The 14,301-nt window shown below is 72.8% G+C and carries 13 protein-coding genes; 5 read left to right on the top strand and 8 right to left on the bottom strand.

All coding sequences use genetic code 11. The annotated features are described in order from the left end of the window. Nucleotides 1–107: 107 nt before the first annotated feature. The 3 genes from OG370_RS05745 to OG370_RS05735 all read left to right on the top strand — a co-directional run bounded on the left by OG370_RS05745 (nt 108) and on the right by OG370_RS05735 (nt 3,004). Entirely contained in the window at nt 108–620 is a 513-nt protein-coding gene (locus OG370_RS05745; RefSeq protein ID WP_328461258.1) for a mycothiol transferase, read from the top strand. 170 nt (nt 621–790) lie between these two features. After that, a complete protein-coding gene (locus tag OG370_RS05740) occupies nt 791–2,509 on the top strand; it encodes an MFS transporter (protein WP_328461256.1) in 1,719 nt (572 codons plus the stop codon). A 30-nt stretch (nt 2,510–2,539) separates the two neighbouring features. After that, a complete protein-coding gene (locus OG370_RS05735; RefSeq protein WP_328461254.1) occupies nt 2,540–3,004 on the top strand; it encodes a MarR family winged helix-turn-helix transcriptional regulator in 465 nt (154 codons plus the stop codon). A gap of 219 nt (nt 3,005–3,223) precedes the next feature. On the opposite strand, the gene OG370_RS05730 is transcribed toward OG370_RS05735, so the two are convergent. Further along, on the bottom strand, nt 3,224–4,735 hold the full coding sequence (locus tag OG370_RS05730) for a DHA2 family efflux MFS transporter permease subunit (RefSeq protein WP_328461252.1): 1,512 nt from the start codon (nt 4,733–4,735) through the stop codon (nt 3,224–3,226). Nucleotides 4,736–4,930: 195 nt separating this feature from the next. Here OG370_RS05730 and pgm point away from each other — a divergent pair, with 195 nt between their 5' ends. Further along, nucleotides 4,931–6,571: a phosphoglucomutase (alpha-D-glucose-1,6-bisphosphate-dependent) gene (pgm, locus tag OG370_RS05725; RefSeq protein ID WP_328461250.1), complete on the top strand. Its 1,641-nt coding sequence runs from the start codon at nt 4,931–4,933 to the stop codon at nt 6,569–6,571. Nucleotides 6,572–6,653: 82 nt separating this feature from the next. On the opposite strand, the gene OG370_RS05720 is transcribed toward pgm, so the two are convergent. The 5 genes from OG370_RS05720 to OG370_RS05700 form a co-directional block, all read right to left on the bottom strand. Next, nucleotides 6,654–8,420, bottom strand: a complete 1,767-nt coding sequence (locus OG370_RS05720; protein ID WP_328461248.1) for an ABC transporter ATP-binding protein — start codon at nt 8,418–8,420, stop codon at nt 6,654–6,656. 306 nt (nt 8,421–8,726) lie between these two features. After that, entirely contained in the window at nt 8,727–9,497 is a 771-nt protein-coding gene (locus tag OG370_RS05715; RefSeq protein WP_328461246.1) for a chaplin, read from the bottom strand. A gap of 227 nt (nt 9,498–9,724) precedes the next feature. Beyond that, entirely contained in the window at nt 9,725–10,435 is a 711-nt protein-coding gene (locus OG370_RS05710; RefSeq protein ID WP_328461244.1) for a hypothetical protein, read from the bottom strand. Nucleotides 10,436–10,632: 197 nt separating this feature from the next. Continuing rightward, nucleotides 10,633–10,908: a DUF5133 domain-containing protein gene (locus OG370_RS05705; protein WP_328461242.1), complete on the bottom strand. Its 276-nt coding sequence runs from the start codon at nt 10,906–10,908 to the stop codon at nt 10,633–10,635. Between the two features lie 325 nt (nt 10,909–11,233). Then, entirely contained in the window at nt 11,234–11,407 is a 174-nt protein-coding gene (locus OG370_RS05700) for a hypothetical protein (protein ID WP_328474890.1), read from the bottom strand. A gap of 466 nt (nt 11,408–11,873) precedes the next feature. Here OG370_RS05700 and OG370_RS05695 point away from each other — a divergent pair, with 466 nt between their 5' ends. Continuing rightward, nucleotides 11,874–13,133, top strand: coding sequence for an MFS transporter (locus tag OG370_RS05695; protein WP_328473824.1), 1,260 nt, complete (start codon nt 11,874–11,876; stop codon nt 13,131–13,133). Nucleotides 13,134–13,215: 82 nt separating this feature from the next. Here OG370_RS05695 and OG370_RS05690 read toward each other — a convergent pair whose 3' ends face one another. Next, nucleotides 13,216–13,836, bottom strand: a complete 621-nt coding sequence (locus tag OG370_RS05690) for a hypothetical protein (RefSeq protein ID WP_328461240.1) — start codon at nt 13,834–13,836, stop codon at nt 13,216–13,218. Next, nucleotides 13,833–14,282, bottom strand: a complete 450-nt coding sequence (locus OG370_RS05685) for a YchJ family protein (RefSeq protein ID WP_328461238.1) — start codon at nt 14,280–14,282, stop codon at nt 13,833–13,835. Before OG370_RS05685 ends, OG370_RS05690 begins: the two co-directional genes overlap by 4 nt. Nucleotides 14,283–14,301 lie beyond the last annotated feature (19 nt).

The raw sequence follows: 14,301 nt of genomic DNA, 5'->3' as shown, positions 1-14,301 counted from the left end.
GCCCTGCGTGGCGGGTGCGCGCCGGCGGCGAGGCCGGCGGGAAGAATGCGAGGGCTGCTGGAAGTTCCCTGGGGGCAATCACCTCCGACAAGCCGCTGGAGTACTCGATGAACACCGCTGAAGTCCTCGCCGACGCCTACGGCCGTATCCAGGAGGTCGTGCACTCCGCCGTCGACGGTCTGACCGCCGAGGAGGTGGCCGTACGGCTGGACGACGAGGCCAACTCGATCGGCTGGCTGGTCTGGCACCTCGCCCGGGTCCAGGACGACCACGTCGCCGACGTGGCCGGCCGCGAACAGGTCTGGACCGCCGACGGTTGGGACAAGCGCTTCGACCTGCCCTTCCCCGCCGGCACGATCGGCTACGGCCACAGCGCCGCACAGTCCGGGCAGGTCGAGGTCGCCGACCCGGCCCTGCTCACCGGCTACTACGACGCCGTGCACGCGGGCACCCTCGACTACCTCGGCGGCCTGACCGACGACGACCTCGACCAGGTCGTCGACGAGCGCTGGGACCCGCCGGTCACCCTCGGGGTCCGCCTGATCAGCGTGATCGGCGACGACCTCCAGCACGCCGGCCAGGCGGCCTACATCCGGGGCATCCTGCTGCGCCGCCGCTGACCTCAACTCCCGCCGTAGAGCCCGGGAATCCAGGGGAGCGCGCCTGTCGAACGCGCGCTCCCCGCACCCCCGCGACGCCCTCGAACCGCCCTGCAAGGCAGGCACCTCCGGTGCTAGAGTTACTTAACCTAAGTTAACTAACTGCTCTCCGGCTGGGGTGTGACCGCCGCATGGCGACCGAAGAAGACTCGACGACACGAATACGACGGCGTCCCCCGCGTATCGCCGCCGACCATCCGCACTACAAGTGGGTGGCCCTGTCCAACACGACCCTCGGCATGCTCATCGCCACGATCAACGCCTCGATCGTGCTCATCTCACTGCCCGCCATCTTCAACGGCATCCACCTCGACCCCCTCCAGCCCGGCAACGTCAGCTACCTGCTGTGGATGCTGATGGGCTACATGCTCGTCACCGCGGTCCTGGTGGTCAGCCTCGGCCGGCTCGGCGACATCCTCGGCCGGGTGAAGATCTACAACGCGGGCTTCCTGATCTTCACCATCACCTCGGTGATCCTGTCCGTCGACCCGATGCACGGCGGCGGCGGCGCCCTGTGGCTGATCGGCTGGCGCGTCGCCCAGGCGGTCGGCGGCTCCATGCTGATGGCCAACTCGGCGGCGATCATCACCGACGCCTTCCCGGCCCGGCAGCGCGGCATGGCGCTCGGCGTGAACATGGTGGCCGGCATCGCCGGCTCCTTCGTCGGCCTGGTGCTCGGCGGCCTGCTCGCCGAGTGGAACTGGCGCTCCATCTTCTGGGTGAACGTCCCGATCGGCCTGATCGGCACCGTGTGGGCCTACCGCTCCCTGCACGACACCGGCATCCGCCGCCCCGCGAAGATGGACTGGTGGGGCAACATCACCTTCGCCGTCGGCCTGACCGCGCTGCTCGCCGGCATCACCTACGGCATCCAGCCCTACGGCGGCCACACCATGGGCTGGACCAACCCGTGGGTGCTGGCCGGGCTGATCGGCGGCGTCGTGCTGATCGTCGTGTTCTGCCTGATCGAGTCGCGCGTCGCCGAACCGATGTTCCCGCTGGCGCTCTTCCGCAACGCGGCCTTCGCCGGCGGCAACGCGGCCACCCTGCTCGGCTCCATCGCCCGTGGCGGCCTGCAGTTCATGCTGATCATCTGGCTGCAGGGCATCTGGCTGCCGCTGCACGGCTACAACTACGCCGACACCCCGCTGTGGGCGGGTATCTACCTGCTGCCGCTGACCGTCGGCTTCCTGGCCGCCGGCCCCGTCGCGGGCGCGCTCTCCGACCGGTACGGAGCCCGGCTGTTCGCCTCCGCGGGCTTCGTGGTGATGGCCGGCTCCTTCGCCGGGCTGCTGCTCATCCCGACGAACTTCAGCTACTGGGTCTTCGCGCTCGTGGTGTTCCTCAACGGCCTCGGCGGCGGCCTGTTCGCCGCGCCCAACACCTCGATCATCATGGCGAGCGTGCCCGCGGAGTCCCGCGGCGCCGCCTCCGGCATGCGGGCCACCTTCCAGAACGCCGGCATGGTGCTGTCCATCGGTGTGTTCTTCTCGCTCATGGTGGCCGGGCTGGCCCGCTCGCTGCCGAACACCCTCAGCACCGGGCTGACCGCCCAGGGCGTGCCGGCGGCCAACGCCCACCAGGTGGCGAACCTGCCCCCGGTCGGTACCCTGTTCGCCGCGTTCCTCGGGTACAACCCGATCCAGCAACTGCTCGGCCCCGACCTGCTCAGCAAGCTGTCCAAGCGGCACGCACACACGCTCACCGGACGGGAGTTCTTCCCGCACCTGATCTCCGGGCCCTTCCACGACGGCCTGGTCGTGGTGTTCGCCCTGGCGATCGTGATGTCCTTGGTGGCGGCGGGTGCGTCCCTGATCCGCGCCCGCAAGGTCACCGAGAAGCAGGGCTGACACCGTACGACCGAAGGAGGCGCCCCCGCCATGACCGAGCACGACGGGCGCGGGGGCGCCTCACCGGCTGCCGTCGCACTGATCGTCGCCCGCCTGTACCGCCAGCTCGCGCAGGCGTCGGCGGACGACCTCAACCTGACCTACGCGCAGCTCTCGGCGCTCGCCAGGATCGAGCAGTTCGGGCCGATTCGGCTGGGTGAGCTCGCCGCGCGCGAGCAGGTCGCCGCGCCGACTCTCACGCGTACCGTGCGGCCGCTGGCCGAGGCCGGGTTGATCGGGAAGGAGCCGGACCCCAGTGACGGTCGGTCCTGGCTGGTCAGCATCCACGGAGAGGGCCGCGCCCTGCTCGGCCGTATCCGGCGCGAACGGTCCGAACTCCTCGCCCGCCGCATGGGCCGACTGACGCCGGAGCAGCGGGCGACGCTCAGCGCGGCACTTCCCGTCCTTGAGCTGCTCCTTACGGAAGTGGCCCCACCCGACAACTCGCCCGGCTGAGCGCCGTCAGGGACCATCCGCCGGTGGTGGGCTGGTCGCGCAGTTCTCCCCCTGGCTTCGCCGGGAGGTGCCCCCAGCGCCCCTGACTATGTGCCGCTCGGCGTGTGCTTGACCCAGGCAGAGCCGCGGTGACTCAGGCTCAGGGGCGCGGGGAACTGCGCGACAAGCCACGGCGGACCGCAAGGTCCCTGAACCGGCAGGACGGGGCACCCCGGGGGGTCAGGGCACCCTGGAACTGCCGGGCTCCAACGGGGGCGCGGAGAAGCCGCAGTTCGCGGCGCACTGCGGTTCCACGTTGTCGGCCTCGCCCTCGGAGAGAACCGTCCGGGAGGGGACGAGGAAGGCGGCGAGGGCGGCCCCGCCCGCGCACAGGCCCGCACAGATCACCATCGCCTTGCCGAAGGCGTCGTTGACGGCGTGCGGCGAGGTGTACGCGTTGTTGGACAGCCCGATGGCCAGCGGCAGGGCGGCGACGATGAGGAGCTGCGCGACCCGGGCCGCAGCGTTGTTGACGCCGCTGGCCACGCCCGCGTGGTCGACCTCGACCGAGGCGAGGACGGTGGCGGTCAGTGGCGCCACGAACAGGCTCATGCCGAGCCCCTGCACCACCACCGCGGGAAGCACGTCCACCAGGTAGGAGGAGGAGCCCGGCGAGATCCGGGTGAGCAGCAGCATGCCCGCGGCGGCGAGCAGCGGCCCCACCGTGAGCGGCCGGCGCGGCCCGATCCGCTGGGCGAGCGCGCCCGCGGGCGCGGAGAGCAGCAGCATCAGCACGGTGACCGGCAGCGTCGCCAGGCCCGCGCGCAGCGCGCTGTACCCGGCGGCGATCTGCAACTGCACCGGCAGCAGGAAGAACACCCCGCCGATCGCGGCGTACAGACACAGCGTCACCAGGTTCATCGCGGTGAACAGCCGGGAGGAGAAGACGTTCAGCGGCAGCATCGGATGCTCCCTGACCCGTTCGGTGCGCAGGAACGCCACCCCGCACAGCACCCCGGCGAGCACCGGCAGCCCCACCTTCAGCGGCGAGGGATGGCTCGACGCGGTGATCAGCGCGTAGGTGATCCCGGCCAGGCACAGCGCGGCCAGTGCGGCCCCGGCGATGTCGAAGGACCCGGACGCGGTGCGGTCGCGGCTCTCCGGCACGTGCCGCGCCGCGATCGCCACGACCACCGCGCCCAGCGGCACGTTGATGAAGAAGATCCACCGCCAGCCCGGCCCGTCCACCAGCCAGCCACCCAGGAACGGGCCGACCGCGCCCGCCACGCCGCCCAGGCCCGACCACGCGCCGACCGCCTTCGCCCGGTCCTCCGGCCGGAACGTGGACTGCACCAGCGCCAGCGAACCGGGCGTCAGCAGCGCGCCGCCCACGCCCTGCAGGGCCCGGGAGGCGATCAGCATGGCGCTGTCCTGCGCGATCCCGCACAGCGCGGACGCCAGCGCGAACCACACCACGCCGATCGTGAAGACCCGCCGCCGCCCGTACCGGTCCCCGAGCCCGCCGCCGAGCAGGATCAGCCCGGCCAGCGTCAGCAGGTAGCCGTTGACCGTCCACTGCAGGGTGGCCAGCGACGCGCCCAGGTCCTCGCCGATCCTCGGCAGCGCGATGTTGACGATGGTGCCGTCCAGCATCGCCATGCCCGAGCCGAGTACCGAACAGGCCAGCACCCACCGCCCGGTGCGGGACGCCAGCCGTACCCCGTCCGATGCCGGCAGCTCTGCCGTGGCCATCGCCTCCGCCTCTCCCGCGCGCCGGGTGCGCACACGCCGGGTGCCCACACCTGCCGAAGCGTCACCATCCTAGGGCCGCGGAGCGGATGCGGACCTTGCGGCGAGGCCGTGTCGGCACGGCGGGGCGGCCGCGTGAGAATAGGCGGGCAGGGCAGGCCACCCACCACGACAGCCAGCAGCGAGAAGGAGTGCAGGATGCCGCACGAGCGTGCCGGAACACCCGCCCGGCCGGAGGACCTGGTCGACGTACCCCGCCTGGTCACCGCGTACTACGCCCTGCACCCCGACCCGGGCGAGCCCGGGCAGCGGGTGGCGTTCGGCACCTCCGGGCACCGCGGCTCGGCGCTGGACACGGCGTTCAACGAGGACCACATCGCCGCCACCAGCCAGGCCATCTGCGAGTACCGCGCCGCGCAGGGCACCGACGGCCCGCTGTTCCTCGGCGCGGACACGCACGCGCTGTCCGAGCCCGCGCGGGTCACCGCGCTGGAGGTGTTCGCCGCGAACGACGTGACCGTCCTGATCGACGCCGCCGACGGATTCACCCCGACCCCGGCCGTCTCGCACGCGATCCTGACGTACAACCGGGGGCGTACCACCGGTCTCGCGGACGGTGTCGTCGTCACCCCCTCGCACAACCCGCCGCGCGACGGCGGCTTCAAGTACAACCCGCCCACCGGCGGCCCGGCCGGCTCCGACGCGACCGGCTGGATCCAGGACCGCGCCAACGCGCTGATCGCGGACGGGCTGCGGGAGGTGCGCCGCATCCCCTACGCCCGGGCGCTGGCCGCCGACACCACCGGCCGCCACGACTTCCGCGGCGGGTACGTCGACGACCTGCCGCACGTCCTCGACCTGGACGCGGTCCGCCGCGCGGGCGTGCGGATCGGCGCCGACCCGCTCGGCGGCGCCTCGGTCGGGTACTGGGGCGAGATCGCCGAACGCCACCGCCTGGACCTCACCGTGGTCAACCCGTACGCCGACCCGACCTGGCGGTTCATGACGCTCGACTGGGACGGCAAGATCCGGATGGACTGCTCCTCGCCGTCCGCGATGGCGTCGCTGATCGCCCGCAAGGACGAGTACGACGTCGCCACCGGCAACGACGCGGACGCCGACCGGCACGGCATCGTCACCCCCGACGGCGGCCTGATGAACCCCAACCACTACCTGGCGGTGGCGATCGACTACCTCGCCGGTCACCGCGAGCAGTGGGGCGAGGACCTGGCGATCGGCAAGACCCTGGTCTCCTCGTCGATGATCGACAAGGTGGTGGCCGGTCTGGGCCGCACCCTCACCGAAGTCCCGGTCGGCTTCAAGTGGTTCGTGGACGGGCTGCTCGGCGGCACCCTCGCCTTCGGCGGCGAGGAGTCCGCGGGCGCGTCGTTCCTGCGCCGCGACGGCAGCGTGTGGACCACCGACAAGGACGGCATCCTGCTGGCGCTGCTCGCCGCCGAGATCACCGCGGTCACCGGCCGCAGCCCCTCGGAGCACTACGCGGACCTCACCGCGAAGTTCGGCACTCCCGCCTACGCCCGGATCGACGCGCCCGCCGACCGCGCGCAGAAGGCCGTGCTGGCCAAGCTCTCGCCCGACCAGGTGCCCGCCCGCGAACTCGCCGGCGAGCCGGTCACCGCAGTGCTCACCGAGGCGCCCGGCAACGGCGCCCCGCTCGGCGGCATCAAGGTCTGCACCGACAGTGCCTGGTTCGCCGCGCGCCCGTCGGGCACCGAGGACGTCTACAAGGTCTACGCCGAGTCCTTCCAGGGCCCGGAGCACCTGGCCCGGGTGCAGGACGAGGCCAAGGCGATGGTCTCGGGGGTACTCGGCGGCTGACGGAGGGCTGACGGCCGGCGGTTGCCGGCCGGCGGCCGTGGGACGGGCGGCCCGGGCGCACGCGCTCGGGCCGCCCCGCGACTCATGCCAGCTGGGCCGCCTGGAGACCCGCGTACGCGCCGCCGCGCCGCAGCAGTTCGGCGTGCGAGCCGACCTCCACGATCCGGCCCTCGTCCATCACCACGATCCGGTCGGCGTTCCTGATCGTGGACAGCCGGTGCGCGACGACGAAGACCGTACGGCCCTTGACCAGCCGGCCGAGCGCCTGCTGCACCAGCGACTCCGAGCGGGAGTCCAGCGCGGACGTCGCCTCGTCGAGCACCAGCACCCGCGGGTCGCGGATCAGGGCGCGCGCGATGGCCAGCCGCTGCTTCTGCCCGCCGGACAGCCGGGCGCCGCGCTCACCGACCACCGTGTCCAGGCCGTGCGGCATCCGGTCGATGAACTCCATCGCGTTGGCGTCCCGCAGCGCGGCCCGCACCTTGTCCTCGGACACCTCGGCCATGCCGTAGGTGACGTTCTCCCGCACGCTGCCCTCGAAGAGGATCGAGTCCTGCGGCACCACCGACAGGAAGCTGCGGTAGTCCCGCAGGTCGAGCGACTCCATGTCGATGCCGTCCAGCAGGATGCGGCCGCTGGTCGGGCGCAGGAAGCCGATCACCAGGTTCAGCACCGTGGACTTGCCGGCGCCGGAGCCGCCGACCAGCGCGATCGTCTCGCCGGGCCGTACGTCGAGGTCGAAGCCGGCCAGCGACGGGCGGTCGGTCTCGGGGTAGGTCAGTTCCACCGCGCGGAACTCGAACCGGCCCACCACACCGGCGACTTCGGCCTTGCCGTCGTTCTGCTCCAGGTCGGGCGCCTGGAGCACCTCGCCGATCGAGCGCACCGACTCCAGGCCCTTGCCGATCTGCGGGGCGAGCGTCAGCAGCGTGGTCACCGACGCGGTGAGGCTGGAGAAGTACGCCGAGAGCATCACCACGGTGCCCGGAGTGACGTTCAGCCAGCCGTAGTAGGCCACCAGCGCGGAGCCGGACAGGCAGGCGACGCCGATCGCGTTGAGCAGAATCCAGGCGATCGAGCCGAACCAGCCGTTGAGCCGGTCGAGTCGCAGCCCGGCGTGCAGCACCTCGCCCAGGGTGCGGTCCATCCGGTGCAGCGCGGTGTCCTCCAGGCCGTGCGCCCGGGTGATCGGGATCAGCGTGGTCATCTCGCTCACCCGGGAGGAGAGTTGCTCGACCTGCTGCCGGAACAGCTCGTTGCGGTCCTTCAGCCGGCGGCGCAACTTGACCACCAGCACGGCCGAGGCGGGCACCACGATCAGGTAGACCGGCAGGAACGCGGGCGCCTGGATGCCGATGACCACCAGGCCGCCGGAGAGTGTGGCGATCGCCGCCAGGCCGTTGTCCGCGGTCTGCTGGGCGGCGGTCTCGATGGTCTCGACGTCCCTGATCACCTTGGCCTGGAGCACACCCGCGCTCACCCTGGCGTGGTAGCCGATCGACAACTGCTGCATCCGGTGGCACAGCGCGGTGCGCAGCCGGGTGCCGGTGCGCCGGATCGAGCCCTGCATGTTGCGCACGTACGTCAGGTGCAGGGGCAGGTTGAGGACGAGGATCACCAGCAGCACCGCGGAGTTCCACCACAGGATGGAGATCGGCTTGTGCTGCACCACGACGTCCACGACGTTGGCGGTGATGAGCGGCAGCAGCCACACGGGGGCGTGCTTGGCGAGGAACGCGGCGACGGCGAAGCCGACGCGGCGCCGGTCGGGGTGGAAGAGGTAGAGGAGAGTACGGAGAGGGTGCTCGCCACGGTAGCGGTGGCTGAGCGTGCCTTGCGGCAACGCCATTGCGGGGCTCCTCGAATCACGTCTTCGCGGTGATGCGGTAAGGGTGGGGCACGGCACGGACGGGCTTCGGCGCTGAAGCCTGCGTGCGTGTATGTGCGCGCATACACCCTAGGGGTTGGAGCGCTCCGCCGCGCCCGGCCGAGCGGCGTCTTTCCTGGTCACGGGCGCGGGTAATCGAGTTGACGGATTCGGCCCGCCGTGCGGAAGGCGCATGGCGGGCCGGGAGTGGGGGCTGTGCGGGGTGTTGCGGGGGTGCTGTGGGGGCCGGCCGGCGGACGAGGAGGGGGCGCCGCCGGCCGGCGGCGGTCAGCGCCGGGCGGACCCGACCGCCTGCGCCGCGGCGGCGGTTCGGGCCGCCGGGCGCGCCTTGCGGTAGAGCACCACGCCGCCGAGCAGCAGCGCCGCGCTCGTGCCGGCGGTCCAGCCCAGGCCGTCGGCGCCGGTGTGGGCGAGGGACGGGTGGGCTGCGGAGTAGGCGGTGTCCACCGTGTCGTTCGGCGGCGCGGGGATCGGCTGGTGGGCCGGCGGCGGAGGCGGGGTGCTGTTGACCGCGGTGTTGCCGAAGGCGGGGTTGCCGATTCCCACCACGTTCACCGAGTTGCCGGAGACGTTGACCGGGATGTCGATCGGCAACTGGAGGGAGTTGCCGGACAGCACACCGGGGGAGCCGGTGGTGCGGCCCGCCGCGTGGGCGCCGCCGGAGGAACGGGAACCGGCGGAGCCGGCCTCGGACTCGTCGGCGGCCGGGCCGGCGTGCCTGGCGGGGCGGGCGCTGGTCGACGAGGTCGACGACTTGGCACCGGACGACGCGGACGAGCCGGCCGCCGGCGACCCGGCCGAGGTGTTCGCGCAGGTGTTGCCCATCGACGGGTTGAGCAGGCCGACCACGTCGACGGTGTTGCCGCACACGTTCACCGGGACGTGCACCGGGACCTGGACGGAGTTGCCCGACAGGACGCCCGGCGAGCCCGCGGTCTCGCCGCCGGCCGCCGAGTCCGCCTGTGCGTACCCGGCGGACGCGAGCACACCGCCCGCGACCATCGCGGTGACCAGTCCCTTTCGGGCGACCTTGTTCATACGCTCACTGCCTTCCGGGAAAACATCACGAGCCGTATGCCCGCACCGAGGACAACGCGCGACACGGCCAATCGGGGCATGTCCGCACGTCGATTCATCCCAACGGGTGACCGTGCACCGGCCGTGTTCGCGCCCCGCCGGCCATGGCGGGACCTCCGGACGGAACCGGGAAATGCCTGGTGAGCCGCGGGATTCGAGAGCGGATGCCCCGGAAGGATGGAACGAAACTACGAATCTCCCATGACCGCTGTCTCCGGGGTGACGCCGTACTCGGCCAGCCACGCCAGCAGTTCGTCCCGGCCGGCCGCGGCCAGGCTGCCGCCGGTGAACCGGGGGTCGCAGGTCACCTCGGCGACCGCGCCTCGCGGCACCTCGAAGGCGTGCATCTCGGCGTCGTCCGCGAACTCCGCCTCGGCCAGCACCAGTCCGTGCAGCGGCGGCTCGAACACGTCGATTCCCAGCGGCGGAACGCTGTGGCGGGACTTGCGCAGCACGCGCGCGGGCAGCACCGCGAACACCTCGTATTCCGCGGCGGAGAGATACGTGTTGGTGAGCAACCCCTGTACGGGTCCGGGGGAGTCCGCCGGGATCTTCTGGGTGAGCTTCAACCGCGGTGCGGAAAGCCCCGGTCGGTCATTCCCGGCACCGGAGGCGGCGGCCCGGGTGGACAGCGGCTCCACGCGGCGCAGCCGCATCCTGGTGCCGAGCAGATAGCGGTCGGTGATCCGGTGTACGGGTCCGTGCCCGGCACCCGGTGGCGCCGCGAACAGGAAGCGGCGCTCCCGCTCCACGCGGGCGTACTTGCCCGGCACGACCCCGGGTGCGGCCGAGCCGGTGGAGGCGGCGGGGACGATGGATTCAGCAGGTTCGGCAGGTTCGACGGATTCAGCGGATTCGGCGGAAGGCGCGGCGGAGGCCGGTCGGTGCTGCGGGTTCATGGTGACCATGATGCGCGGGCGGCGGGCCGCGTGGACGACCGCGACCCGCACCCGCGGGGTCGCTGTCCGGTACGCCGTCGTCCGGTCGGTGCTTCAGCCTTCGTTCTTCGGTTGTCCGGTGCTGCGGTGCTGCGAGGGGGGAGATCCGTGGCCGGCGTTCAGCGGGTCACCGGATCAGGGGCGCGGCCGGGTGGTGCTCAGGCCGCGCTGACGTCGCGAGCCGGGTCCGCGTCCAGCGCCCCGGCCGCGATGGTGTCGATGTGCCGGCGCGCGGCCGCGAGCGCCGCCCCGATCTCCCGGGTGCCGGTCGACACGCACAACGTGTACATCGTGTCCTGCAACTGCTGCCGTACCAGAGGGTCGGCGCCCTCCGCACGGTCCGACCCGTCCGCGTGCCCCTCGTCGACGACGGCGCGGAGCGTCTCGTAACGCTCCACCAGGTTGCGCAGGACGGTCGGGTGGGCCATCAGCATAGGTTTGCTCCTCGAGTGGTCGGCGAAATCGGCGCACACGAGGGCCGTTTGCCCGGTCAGGGCCCATGCATGCGAAATACACACGGAATTTACGTCGATCCGTGCATGACACATGTCACATCGGTGTCCTGGGTCGGATACCCGTGGGTCGGCCGGGAGTTGCGATGTACCTGGGGTGAAAGGCCGCTGACATTCCGTCAGTCGTGGACGGCGGCGCCCGGGCCCGCCCCCGGAGGTCTTCCGGGCGGCGGGCACCTGCCGGCGCGGGTCGCGCCCGCGCGCCGAACGGCGCCCCGTACGAGGCGCCGTCAGCTGGGTGGCACTGTCAGTCGATGCTGCGCAGGATGTGCGTCTCGCTGGGGTCGTCCTCGTATCCGGCGAGCCGGATCGGCGCGCAGCGGGACCATGCGTCCAGCGGGCGCTCCTCGTCGAGCAGGGACGTGACGTCCCCGCCGCGTTCGGCCGTGTTGTCCTTGCGGATGGGCTTGTCTGCTGACACCGCGCACTCCTTAGCGTCGCGTGGTCCGGGAAGGCCGAACGCGGTCGGTTCCTCGCGTCACGGCGCCCGGTGGGAGGTCCTTCTCTTTCGGGCGGTGCGGACGCGGTGGCGCCTGATGCCGGTGCCGGAAAGCGTGGCCGAGTCGGCGACTGGTTCCGGGACTGGGCCGCGGGGCCAGGTACTTCCCCGACGGCTTGCTCGTCCCGGTCAGCGTATGCCGACGCACGCTGAGCCACCAGCCGGTTTCGGTCCGCGTCGGCCACCTGGGTGGATGTGTCACCCGTGCGCCCACCTGCGGCGCCGTGCGCCCCGCCGCTTCGCGCGGCGGCCCCGGTTGCTACGGTTTCGCGTGCTCAACAGTGAAGAAGACCACCGCGACGCGGTCGAGCCGTCCGCTACGCCGGCCGGAACCGGCACCGCCGCGGGCGCCCCGGCCGCTGCCTCGACCGTCGCGGCGCCGGCCGCGATCCCCGCCCCGCGCCGCTCCCGGCTGCTCGCCGACATCTCCCCGCTGCGCGAGCACGCCGACTTCCGGCGCCTGTGGTTCGGCAACGCCGTGTCCTACATAGGCCAGCAGATGACCGCGATGGCCGTGGCACTCCAGGTCTACGCGATCACCGGCTCCAGCTTCTACGTGGGCCTGGTCGGCCTGTGCTCCCTGGTCCCGCTGATCGTCTTCGGCCTCTACGGCGGTGCGGTCGCCGACGCGGTCGACCGGCGCCGGCTCGGGCTGGTCACCGCGAGCGGCGCGACGGTGCTGTCGGCCGCGCTCGCCGTCGTCGCCATCGCCGACGTGCACAAGGTCTGGCCGCTCTACGCGATCGTCGCCCTCCAGGCGGTGTGCTTCGCGATGAACTCGCCCGCCCGCTCGTCCATGATCCCCCGGCTGCTGCCGCCCGAGCGGCTGCCCGCCGCCAACGCGCTCGCCTCCCTCGCCGGCGGGGTCGGGCAGATGGCCGGGCCGATGCTCGGCGGCGTCTTCGTCGGCTTCTGGGGCTACCAGGCGGCTTATCTGATCGACGTGGCGGCCTTCACCGCCTCCCTGTACGCGATGTGGCGGCTGCCGGCGATGCTGCCGGGGGAGCCCGGCGCCGACCCGGCCGCCGTACGGCGCAGGCCGTCGGTCCTGGAGGGGCTGCGCTACCTCGGCGCCCGGCCCAACCTGCGGACGACCTTTGTCTCCGACCTCGCCGCCATGGTGCTCGCGCAGCCCCGCGTGCTGTTCCCGGCGGTCGCCGGGCTCTGGTTCGGCGGCGACACCCGTACGGTCGGCCTGCTCGCCGCCGCGCCCGCGACCGGGGCGCTGCTCGGCAGCGTCTTCTCGGGCTGGCTCGGCCGGGTCCACCGCCAGGGGTTCGCGGTGCTCGTCGCGGTCGGCTCCTGGGGCGCGGCCGTCGCCGTCTTCGGCCTCACCCGCAACCTCCTGCTCGGCCTGTTCTTCCTCGCGGTCGCGGGCTGCGCCGACACCGTGTCCATGGTCTTCCGCAACACGATGCTCCAGTCCGCCGCGCCCGACGACATGCGCGGGCGGCTCCAGGGCGTCTTCCTGGTCGTCGTGGTGGGCGGGCCGCGGCTCGGCGACTTCCTCGCCGGCTCCGCGTCCGACCTGTTCTCCCCGACCGCGGCGGTGGTCGGCGGCGGGATCGCCTGCATCGTCGCGATCACGGTGATCGGGCTCTTCCAGCGCGGCTTCCTGCACTACGACGCCCGCGACCCGATCGCGTAACGCGCGAACGCACGCGATCCGGCTGTCGCGGGCATCACGCGCTTCGCGGGTACGCACCGGCGGGTGGGCGCCGGTCACGCGGTCAGGGGAGCGGGAGCGCGGTGAGGGCGGCGGCCTGGGCGCCGACGGTCGGGTCCAGGGCGAGGGCCGCGCGGGTCAGGGCGGCGAGGTCGTCGGGGAAGCGGCCGGTGGGGTGCGGGGGCAGCCCGACGCGGGGGTAGGCGCGGGTGAGGAGGGCGTGGGCGGTGGCGGGGTCGCCGCGGTGCAGTGCCTTGACGGCGGCGACCCCGTTGGCGAGGGCGCTGGCGGCCGGCGGCCAGGGGTGGCGCACGGTGGGGTCGGAGGGCTCGGTACCGGGTTCCGCGGCGATGTCCAGGTCGAGCCGCCAGAACGGGGGCAGCCCCTGGAAGGCCACGAAGAGCAGCCGCCGCCCGGGGGTGCCGGCGGTGTCCGGGTCGCCGCGCAGCGACATCAGCGGACGCACCCGGGCGAGCAGGTCGCCGGCCCGGTCCACGCAGGTGCCGAACCGGTCGTCCGGCACCGTCCAGACGGCGTCGATGTCGCTGTACGGGTCGGCCGTGCCCGCCGCGAGGGACCCGCGCAGGTCCGCCCGGCCGCCGGGGCACGCCTCGGCCAGCACCTCCAGCACATGGCGCGCCACGGCCGCGCGTACCACCGGATCGAGCCCGGGCACCTCCGTCACGCGAGCGCCTCCACGTAGACCCACAGCCCGCCCTCGCGGACGAAGCGGCTGTTCTCGCGCTGCTCGCCGTCCTGCCCGCGCAGCCGGTAGCGGGCGCGGAACTCGACGGTGCCCTCGGCGTGGAAGGCGCTGCCCCCGGTGCGGCCGAGGATGTCCAGGCCGGTCCAGCGCACCTCCGGGTCGAGGTCCAGGCCCGGCGGTCTGGTGGCGGCGGCCCAGGTGCGCAGCAGATACGCGGCGTCGCCTGCGGCGAAGGCGGCGTAGCGCGACCGCATCAGCCGTTCGGCGGTGGGCGCGGCCGCCTGCCCCGCGTGCAGGGCGCCGCAGCACTCGCCGTAGGGGGCGGGCAGCCCGCAGGGGCAGGCGGCAGCCGGCGGAGGAGCGGCAGCGGGAGCGGGGCGGTCGGCTCGGGGCGTGCGGGAGGTACGGGCGGTGCGTCGCGGCATCCCCCGATTGTGCCGCAGA

This window comes from Streptomyces sp. NBC_00448, from assembly GCF_036014115.1.
In the GTDB taxonomy this organism is placed as follows: Bacteria; Actinomycetota; Actinomycetes; order Streptomycetales; family Streptomycetaceae; genus Actinacidiphila.
This window is presented reverse-complemented; position numbering and strand designations above follow the sequence as displayed.

Coding starts and splice junctions, on each gene's coding strand:
- OG370_RS05740 (WP_328461256.1), top strand. CDS start 791: ATGGCGACCGAAGAAGACTCGACGACACGAATACGACGGCGTCCCCCG.
- OG370_RS05745 (WP_328461258.1), top strand. CDS start 108: ATGAACACCGCTGAAGTCCTCGCCGACGCCTACGGCCGTATCCAGGAG.
- OG370_RS05735 (WP_328461254.1), top strand. CDS start 2,540: ATGACCGAGCACGACGGGCGCGGGGGCGCCTCACCGGCTGCCGTCGCA.
- OG370_RS05710 (WP_328461244.1), bottom strand. CDS start 10,435: ATGAACCCGCAGCACCGACCGGCCTCCGCCGCGCCTTCCGCCGAATCC.
- OG370_RS05715 (WP_328461246.1), bottom strand. CDS start 9,497: ATGAACAAGGTCGCCCGAAAGGGACTGGTCACCGCGATGGTCGCGGGC.
- pgm (WP_328461250.1), top strand. CDS start 4,931: ATGCCGCACGAGCGTGCCGGAACACCCGCCCGGCCGGAGGACCTGGTC.
- OG370_RS05705 (WP_328461242.1), bottom strand. CDS start 10,908: ATGCTGATGGCCCACCCGACCGTCCTGCGCAACCTGGTGGAGCGTTAC.
- OG370_RS05685 (WP_328461238.1), bottom strand. CDS start 14,282: ATGCCGCGACGCACCGCCCGTACCTCCCGCACGCCCCGAGCCGACCGC.
- OG370_RS05720 (WP_328461248.1), bottom strand. CDS start 8,420: ATGGCGTTGCCGCAAGGCACGCTCAGCCACCGCTACCGTGGCGAGCAC.
- OG370_RS05730 (WP_328461252.1), bottom strand. CDS start 4,735: ATGGCCACGGCAGAGCTGCCGGCATCGGACGGGGTACGGCTGGCGTCC.